We start from the raw sequence: 9690 nt of genomic DNA on the forward strand, positions 1-9690 counted from the left end.
AGATACCCGATATGGATATCTCATTTAGGATTCTTCTACATTCATCTGGTCCATCATGGATAAAAACTTTCTTGCTTTTTCTACAAAATACATACCATTTCCATGTGCTGTCACATATTCAAACTGATTTTTTGCTTCCCAAAGATCTTCTTCTACAAAAGCAATCAAGCCTAGATAATAATGGAAATCTACACGTTGAAATTCCATAGTAGTTGTTTCTAATGCATTCAAGTAGAAACTTCTAGCTTTACGAAAATCCTTATCCATCAAATCAAGCTTATTTTGAATACTATCCAGATACTGTTGTTTCACAGCCGCAAGTGGTGAACTCATACCACGAACAACTAGTTTATCACATTCATCATAATGGCGACGAACTTCGCTTTCATCACCCAATTGATAGTTTGCATATGCCATCATGGAGTGATAAGGAAGCATCGTATTGGTATTGGTATGCTTTGTACAAGATAAAACATCAATTGCCAAATGAGGATCATTCAAATAAATCATACATTGTGCAAGATATTGTCCCAATGGGAAATTTTTCTTGGAACGCATTCTTTTTGCTAATGAAAAAATCACACTAGCACAAGCCTCAGGATTACAATCATGATAAAGCAATGCAACGATAGGCTGAATATTTTCATTTTTCTTTTTGATCATTCCAATCATTACAACAGTATAAGCAATCACCGAAATGATCATGATCAAGGTATCCTGTACATAAAGCAAAACCATCACCATCGCAACAGCACCAAGTGCATATATTGCTGTAATAGCGATATTGGTAATAAAAATACTCTTTGACATCTCTTCATAAGATTCTAAATAAGCATGGTGCAAGCGATACACTCGTTCAATTTCACTAACCGTATTCAATTGATTTTTCTCTAATGCCTTATGTTTCCCTCGATTCGGTACCGTCAACATTCCATAAATACAAACGATAATCGCCGGAATAACACCTATGATACCAACAGTAAACGCAATTTCGACAAGTGGATTCAATAAGAATAATGCAAACAATAAAACAAAGGGATTGAAACGTTGCATACAGTAATACATCAATAAAAATGCATTTACCATGCCTCCACCATACAACATGCTGGAAATATAAACCACCATGTCACTTTTTAACATTGCTATCATTTCCGGATCACTTCCCACGACCCCGGACATGTCATTTAAGACCTCATTCAAAGCGGAGCGGGAGATATCTTGAAACATAAGCAATCCTATGATCATCCCACCCAATACAAATAATAAATGTTTTTTACATTGATATTTCCACATATTGATACCTCTTCTTGATTTACTGTATCATACTATATCACATCTTCAGAAAAAGAAAAAGGGGGAAACCTTGTAATCACATGATTTCCCTCAGCGTTTTTTAAGGTTTTCTCCTTAATCACTCTTTAATTCTCTTCCCTTTAACATTCCTTTACAGAAGTATAAAATAGCAAATGATATTATGAAATTTGCCGCAAGGTTCACGATGGTAACGATATTCATCATCATGGTCGTAAAGGTACCGGTTTGTAATACGATCGGTAAAATCACCAAGACACTAGGTAAGGCACATAATAAGATGATCAGCATCCGCAACATATTTTCCACCATCATATTGCTTCTGCTTTTCAATATACGAAGACTTAATACGGTCGCAGCTATAAAGACAAAGGCATATCCGCAAATCATGATCAAATACTGTAGGATATCTATTATGCTCATAGAGAAGATCAAACCTGCCGCAATCACACAGAAGGTTAAAGTGATCCAAAGCTTGATCAAGGTAGCCGCTATGACATTCCAAAGCTTTTTAAATGGAGAATCCGGAATCAGATAGATCTGATAATTATTCATATCTCGCATAAAATCACTATTTTGTACAGCACCAAACAGCCAGAATACCAACATATAACAGAAGAAGAAAAAGCCCATATCCAAGACAAGTGTGATGATCAAATAAATGGCCAATATGACCACATCCTGAATACGAATGAAATCATTGGTTTTCTTCATGATCAAAATATTTTTAGAAAAGATGGCTTTTGCGCCTTCTTTAAAGCTCCCATGAACCTCTTTCATCTTAGTATCGTTCATGCTAGAGCGTTTCCCTGCCTTCACCTCTTTATACATTGCAGTAAATTCTTCAGCATCAAGCATGGCTTGTTCCACAAAATCCCCTTGATAAGCTGACATCAACATAAAGATCACAAAACATGCCGCTAAAATGAATCCAGCCCCTAGTACCACCATCATCCAATCATTTGATACAAAGGAAATTAACGCCAGCTTTACCCACCCAAACAAAGGAACCAAATAGAATAAATCACTTTGAAGAAATGCCGGTCCTACCTCTTTCATAACGAAATTTTGCGTATACGCAATATAGGTGATGATTGCGACCACGATCAATGCAAACATCAACACTATGATGCGTCCGACATTTTTCCATTTTTCATTTTGTATTGTCAATAGATACACATAATCCTTTAATACCACGAAAAAGTACGTAACCATGGCAATCAAAACAAATGCCAAAACCAAAAAGCCGATACTATATCCGACACCGCCACCGAAGAATACCAACATCAATACAGAAATAGCACCGAACATCAAAGATGATAAAATCGTACCACTCATCAAATAACGCATGATCTGCGAACGTCTAAACGGTCCGGTAAACAGATAGAAAGAGTCATTTTCAAAAAATAAGGCAGTACGTTTCTGCATCAAAACTGAACCTACCATCATTGCATTGAAACCAACCGCAATCATGATACCCATCTGAATATCTGTAATATTCATCATCGTCATCGCTGCATCCGGTCGTAACAATAACATGATAAATCCACCAACATATATCAATAGTAATAGGATCGTTATGATTGCACTGGATGGCTTGGAAAATACATTTCGAATCTGTCCCTTTAACTTATAGAAATATAAGATTACAAGTGCTCTCATATTACTCACCATCCGTACATGCAAAGAACATTTCTTTCAAGCTTTCCTCTTTCAGACCTTCTCTTGTGACATGGCGTACGATTTTCCCTTTGTTCATGATATAAGCTACATCCCAAATATCATCAATAACATCAATGATATGCGTGGAGATCAAAATAGAAACGCCTTCTTCCTTTAGCTTGGTAAATAAATGCAAGGTTTCTTCGATACTAGCTGGATCAAGACCAACCATCGGCTCATCGACTAGAAGTGCTTTAGGTGATATGATCAATGCCAATAACATACTGACCTTTTGTTTCATTCCTTTGCTTAATTCCTTTACTGTTTTTTTGCGTTTTTCTTCCAAATGAAACATTTGAATATAATGATCTGCCAATTCCTTATAATTGCTTGCACGATAAGCCTTACCGATAAATTCCACATGTTCATCTATGGTCAATAGATCATATAGAATAGGCGCCTCAGGAATATAACCAAAGCTTTGCTTTGCTTCAACACTGTCATTGTCATAGCCGCAAATTTTAATGCTACCTTCATATTTTAATAAATTCGTAATGCTTTTGATCGTCGTGCTCTTTCCTGCTCCGTTTGGTCCAAGCAAAATTGTGATCTGTCCATCCTCTGCACTTAGATCAATATCATCCACTGCCTTAAAACTTCCATATTTCTTCGTTAAATGTGCTACCTCAATCATCTATTTTTCCTCCGATTTCCTTTTTATCTTTATATAATCGATACTGCGTCAATACATAACATAAACCAAAGATGGCCATCATACAACCTATGATAGCAATCACAGATCCTAATGGACTCCACACATACTTGATTCCTTTTCCAAGTATCCATAACCCGATGCCCATAAACATGAAAAGTCTTGCTTTTTGAAAGGATAAGGATATCCTTAATTTACGATTCTTCAAACGAAATGCACAACCCATGAACAACATCAATCCACCGCCAATCAATCCCCCAGCAATCCCAGCCAACCATGCATGAACATCGATCCATCTCATACTCAAAAATAATGCAAGTCCAATGGCTAGTAGTACGATCGACACATAGAATGGCATCAAAAATTGTTCCTTACGAGTTTGTTGTTCTGTATGAAGAGGCTTTGTACCATTCTGAGCATAAAAGAAATGTATGGTATCATCTTTACAGGGAATCTTATACCATCCTGTTGATTCAAACATTTGTAAATAATCCACTTCATCTTTCTTCTTAATTTTCTGCATATCATAACTAAAAATCAGATCCTGTGGTTCCTCTTTATATAGCACATAGCATAACCACTTGAATTCACGAAAGATCCAACCTTCTAATGCATATTGATGTAAGATTTCCATATCTTCATCATCAGAAAAAGCCAATCCACTACACATGACATATTTTTTATTCTTCATAGCCTGCCTCCTGTAGAATTTTGCGCCCCTCTTCCACCATGTAACTACGTCGTTTAAATTCATTGATCAGTACCTGTCTTCCCTCTTCACTGATATGATAAACCTTTGTTCGATCATCTGTTGCAGATGTCAATTGAATCCAGCCTGCTTTACTGAGCTTTTTCAATAAAGTGTATAAGGTACCAGGCCCCATCGCCACATTGCCATGGGTGAGGTCTTCAATGAATTTCATAATTGCATATCCATGTCGTTCTTCTAATAAAGACAATAAAATATAATACATGGAATCTGTCAATTGTTCACTGTCTAAAGTATTGTTTTTTGACATTTTCAGCCTCCTAACAAATATATCCATTACAGATGTATCCATCTGTGATATATCTATTATGGATACAGTATACTATAGGATCTACTATTCGTCAAGACGTAAAAAGAAAGGCTTCTGTAACCTAGCCTTTCTCCATCTTTATTCTATGATACCATCACATACACAGGCATGCTTACATCTTTTGTCTTTAGCCGCAAGACCAATGAACGTAGTGCCAGCAGGTACATCGGTAATTACAACCGCATTGGCACCAATTTTCGCATGGTCACCAATATAAATATTGCCTAAGCACTTTGCCCCACATCCAATCATCACACCGTTTCCTAAGGTAGGATGACGTTTTGCATGCTCTTTTCCGGTTCCACCAAGGGTTACCCCATGATAAATTTGACAATCATCACCAATTTCTGCTGTTTCTCCAATGACAACTCCCATCCCATGATCGATCAATAAGCCTCTACCGATCTTTGCGCCGGGATGAATTTCAATACCAACCCAATTACGAGATAGATTCGAAGTCAATCTGGCAAGAAAAAATAAATGATGTCGATAGTAAAAATGCGCCACACGATATAAGGCAAGGGCCCTAATATGCGGATACAACAAGAGTACCTCCAGCTTGCTGTGGGCAGCTGGATCGTTTTCTAATGTACGATTCAAATTATGATTAATATCTTTTAATACACGAAACATGATCAAAACTCCAATACAGACAGATATTTTTCTCCACCATCTGGTGCTACTGTCACAATCTTTTTATCCGGATAATAAGATGCCAAGCGTTTTGCCAATGCTATATTAGCACCGGAACTGATTCCCACTAGAATTCCTGTTGTTTTCGCAAAATCCACAGCCTCTTTGAACGCATCTTCATCACTTACCAACATGATATCATCACAAACATTTTCATCGAAATTCTTAGGCACAAAGTTTGCGCCGATTCCCTGAATCTTATGAGGTCCGGCTTCATGACCACTTAAGATCGCACTATGCTGCGGTTCACCGGCAACACAACGTATGGTTTCTTTGGTTTCTTTCAATCTCCTCGCAATGCCACTAAACGTTCCACCCGTACCAACTGTCGCAACAAAGATATCTACATCAGGCACTTGATCTAGAATTTCTTTTCCTGTTGTTTCATAATGGATCAAAGGATTATAAGGATTATCAAACTGAGATAAAGATACATAATGATCATTTTCCTTCATCAAGCGTTGCATTTCTTCAATAGAGCCTTGCATTCCTTTAGCGCCATCACTCAAAATTAAGTCTGCGCCATAAGCCTTGATCATTTGACGACGTTCCAAAGACATTGTTTCCGGCATGATAATTTTAACCGGTATATGATAAACCGCACCAAGCATAGCCAAAGCTATCCCAGTATTACCACTGGTTGCTTCTATCAATACACTATCTTTTTTTATGATGCCATCTTCCATCGCATGTTGTAGCATTCCCATCACTGCACGATCCTTGATGCTACCTCCAACATTAAACTTCTCTAATTTTACATAAATATTTGTATGTTCTATATGATACATGGGTGTATTCCCAATCAATTTCAATGTTTCCATGAACATTCCCTCCTATAATTTAGATGTACTGCATGATAAGAAAACGATTCAGCAACAACATCGTTCATGCAAAAGGACTGTTTCGCATAAAACATCTGTAATCTCATGACGATATAGCTTTTTCATTTGCGTATCATCCTTTCTGTCATCATAGTATATGCACGAAGGTGTTCTCCATGTTTCTATATTATGCCATAAAAAAAGAAAAAAGAAAACATGTTTGCTTTCTTTTTTCTGAAACAAAATGAAAGAAATAGAGTTTCCATCCATTTTTATGATTTTTTCTTTTTATCCTTAGCACTCTTTTTGATTTTTACTGCTTCAGGCTTTGGATCTTCAAAATAACGTCCTGGTTTTGATAAGTCAAAATATAATCGACTGTCTTCACTCATTCCAAAACTCTTGTTACTGCCATCATCACTGATTTTATTCAGTGCTTCACAGAATAGTGCGTTATGTGCTTCCTCACGTTCTAATAGGAACATAATGGTTTCTTTGACATATTTATCATCAATTTGACGATATAAATATTCATAAACAACCTTTGCTCTTTGTTCACTGGCGATATCTGCTAATAGATCTGCTGCAAGATCTCCGGTTACTGTCACATAATCTGCTGTCCAAGGATTACCACTGGAATTTACAAGAGCTGGGTTTAAACCAAAAGTCACCATAGTTTCAAGTTCTCCTGAATCTACTTTTTTGTAATCTACATCTCCACCGTTTAATAGATTGATGGTCTGCGCAACCATCTCCATATGGCTAAGTTCTTCTGTTCCGATATCAAGAAATAAATCCTTGAATACAGGATCGTTTGCTCGAAAGCTTTGAGATAGATATTGCATCGCCGCCTTGAGCTCTCCGTTACATCCACCAAGCTGTTCCTGCATCAATACAGCATATTGTGGATTTGGTTTTTCAACCTTAATTTCACGCATAAATTTTTTGTCGTGCTTAAACATTTCAATCACCTCATGCATAGTATGTCCCTTCCCTTTCGCCATTATGCATGAGTTTCCTTCACAAGCTTCAAAAAGATAAACTTATCCTTTTTTCTTTAATTCTTTCATCAATTTTGAAAATTTAAAATCATTTCCGTAATTCAAAGTTCCTCTCCGATACAACTTTGCTCCTAATAATCCCATTAAAATAGTAGACACAAGCAAAATACTTACAGATAACAGGATTTCTCCTATACCAACAGAACCCATTGCAACTCTGGCAAACATTGCCATACAAGAAGAAAAGGGCAAATAAGATGCAATCGTAGACAATAAGCTATCCGGGTTCATCATACCATAAAAAGTTAAAAAGAAACTAATGACAAAGATGATCGTGATAGGAGATACCGCACTACCGACTTCCTCCACCTTAGATACCATAGCACCAAGTGCACCATAGATAAAGCTGTAAAACAAATACCCCAATGTACCAAATACGCCAAACACAAGTAAAACGCTCAACGGAATATCAAATAGAAAATCTAAAGAATGATTCCAGATATCCACATTGATCTGATAAGCGGCTATGCTTACAAATAACATACATGCTGTTTGTATTACACCGGCGATTGCTCCAGCAATGACCTTACCGAAAATTAAAGCATTTGGATTTGCACTGGTCACCAAAATTTCTACAGCACGATTTCCTTTTTCACTTGCGACACCATTTGCTGTCATCTGTCCATAAAAAATAACGATAAAGTATAATACAAAGACCAAAATATATGTATATAAATAATTGCTAACACCATCTTTTCCTAAAACATCTATGGTTCCGTTAATCGGTGTATGGATAATTTCATCGATTTTCGTAGCATCCACACCTAATGCTTGTAGCTGTGTTGTACGGTAATGTGTGCTCAATAAGCTAGTAAACACTTGTTGTTTGCTATCATTCATACTGCTATCTAACACAAGATATTTAAATTCTGTAGGTGCTGTTATCACAAAGCCTGCTTTGATGCTATGATCTCGAACCCCTTTTTCAATTTCCTCTTGTGATTTGGCTATGACCCAATCTGCATTCGGAAATCCTGATTTCAATAGTTCTTGATTTTCAATTATATGATCGGGATCATATAATCCTAATACCATAGAAGAATCATTCACCTGTTCTTGGGATGAATCATTTGAACCTAAATCTAAAAATCTTGGCACAAACATAACAACAGTTACCAATACACATACAAGAACGGTAGATACCTTATACCATTTCCCGTTGATAAAGTTTTTTAATTCAAAGCTTAAAACCTGTAAAAATTGTTTCATACTTCATAACCTGCCTTTGCCACAAAAATATCTGTTAGACTTGGTTCATAAATCATAAATTTTTCAATATCAATTTGCTGTTGTATCAGCACCTGTAACACATCTTGTTTGCTTACACCTTGATGTAAGGCTAAAATGAATCCCTCTTGTTTCTGTTCCTTTACTTCTACCAATCCTTTTAACTTTGTTTCGCAAAACTTTTGTAAATCAACATTACTTGTTTGTAGTGCACTTAATACAAGTTGATGCTTGCCAAATTCTTTCTTGATTTGTTTCAGATTTCCTTGAAGCACAATATTTCCCTTGTGCATAATCACAATATCTTCGCAGAACTCCTCCACATAACTCATTTGATGACTGGAAAAGATAACCAACTTTCCATTTTGAATCAGTTCCTTGACCACATCTTTTAAAACTTGAGAATTCACTGGATCTAAACCAGAAAACGGCTCATCCAATATAACGATATCCGGATCACATAATAACGTTTGTGCTAATTGCACCTTTTGTTGATTCCCCTTTGATAAGGTTTCTAGCTTCCTTTTTTCGTATTCTTCAATGCCAAGACGTTTCAACCATTTTTTTGTGCTCGCCTTTGCTTCTTGCTTAGTTGCTCCACGAAGTCCAGCTAAATATATTAATTGTTCATCAACACGTTTTTTGGGATATAGTCCTCTTTCTTCTGGTAGATAACCAATCTTATATTCACTTGCGATGAATGGCTTACCATCCATTAACACTGTTCCGCTATCTGCTTTAAACACGTCCATTAGAATTCGAATTGTTGTGGTTTTACCCGCACCATTCCTTCCTAATAACCCCAATGCTTTTCCACTGGTTATAGAAAACGAAATACCATGCAATACTTCATTTTGATCAAAATTTTTTTTCAAATTGCTTACTGTTAATTCCATACTTTCATCCTTTCTGTCGAATGAATTCATTTTATCGTAGATAATTCAATAGTACAAGTTATTTTGAAAATCAAATTATCAAAAAATAGGCACTTTAGACTAAGCACCTTAATTTTCATTATCTTCTTCATCCAGTAAATCTAATATTTGAGGCCTTAAGCTTTCCTCTACTTCTAGTAAATCTAGAGCATCATCGATACTCATTTTTTTCTTTTTTTATGATCATCT

The 9690-nt window shown here is 36.3% G+C and carries 10 protein-coding genes; all 10 read right to left on the reverse strand.

Features of this window, described 5'->3' with window-relative positions:
- Nucleotides 1-24: 24 nt before the first annotated feature.
- Complete coding sequence (locus UGRO018_RS17070) at nucleotides 25-1293, reverse strand: hypothetical protein (protein ID WP_416327719.1); 1269 nt, start codon at nucleotides 1291-1293, stop codon at nucleotides 25-27.
- A gap of 114 nt (nucleotides 1294-1407) precedes the next feature.
- On the reverse strand, nucleotides 1408-2973 hold the full coding sequence (locus UGRO018_RS17075) for a putative ABC exporter domain-containing protein (protein WP_416327720.1): 1566 nt from the start codon (nucleotides 2971-2973) through the stop codon (nucleotides 1408-1410).
- A 1-nt stretch (nucleotide 2974) separates the two neighbouring features.
- Nucleotides 2975-3667 carry an ABC transporter ATP-binding protein gene (locus UGRO018_RS17080; RefSeq protein WP_416327721.1) on the reverse strand — a complete coding sequence of 231 codons (693 nt, stop codon included), beginning with the start codon at nucleotides 3665-3667 and terminating at the stop codon, nucleotides 2975-2977.
- Nucleotides 3660-4376 carry a DUF2812 domain-containing protein gene (locus UGRO018_RS17085; RefSeq protein WP_416327722.1) on the reverse strand — a complete coding sequence of 239 codons (717 nt, stop codon included), beginning with the start codon at nucleotides 4374-4376 and terminating at the stop codon, nucleotides 3660-3662. Before UGRO018_RS17085 ends, UGRO018_RS17080 begins: the two co-directional genes overlap by 8 nt.
- Nucleotides 4366-4704 (reverse strand): PadR family transcriptional regulator, encoded by a 339-nt coding sequence (locus UGRO018_RS17090; protein ID WP_416327723.1) that lies wholly within the window; start codon nucleotides 4702-4704, stop codon nucleotides 4366-4368. The genes UGRO018_RS17085 and UGRO018_RS17090 overlap by 11 nt, the downstream gene beginning before the upstream one ends.
- A gap of 138 nt (nucleotides 4705-4842) precedes the next feature.
- On the reverse strand, nucleotides 4843-5397 hold the full coding sequence (gene epsC, locus UGRO018_RS17095) for a serine O-acetyltransferase EpsC (protein ID WP_416327724.1): 555 nt from the start codon (nucleotides 5395-5397) through the stop codon (nucleotides 4843-4845).
- Nucleotides 5398-5399: 2 nt separating this feature from the next.
- Entirely contained in the window at nucleotides 5400-6278 is an 879-nt protein-coding gene (gene cysK, locus UGRO018_RS17100) for a cysteine synthase A (protein WP_416327725.1), read from the reverse strand.
- 272 nt (nucleotides 6279-6550) lie between these two features.
- On the reverse strand, nucleotides 6551-7240 hold the full coding sequence (locus UGRO018_RS17105) for a manganese catalase family protein (protein WP_416327726.1): 690 nt from the start codon (nucleotides 7238-7240) through the stop codon (nucleotides 6551-6553).
- Between the two features lie 81 nt (nucleotides 7241-7321).
- Entirely contained in the window at nucleotides 7322-8548 is a 1227-nt protein-coding gene (locus UGRO018_RS17110) for an ABC transporter permease (RefSeq protein ID WP_416327727.1), read from the reverse strand.
- Nucleotides 8545-9462: an ABC transporter ATP-binding protein gene (locus UGRO018_RS17115; protein ID WP_416327728.1), complete on the reverse strand. Its 918-nt coding sequence runs from the start codon at nucleotides 9460-9462 to the stop codon at nucleotides 8545-8547. The genes UGRO018_RS17110 and UGRO018_RS17115 overlap by 4 nt, the downstream gene beginning before the upstream one ends.
- Between the last annotated feature and the right edge of the window lie 228 nt (nucleotides 9463-9690).

It is taken from the genome of Hoskinsella mucinilytica (genome assembly GCF_045223415.1).
Taxonomy (GTDB): domain Bacteria; phylum Bacillota_I; class Bacilli_A; order Erysipelotrichales; family Erysipelotrichaceae; genus Hoskinsella; species Hoskinsella mucinilytica.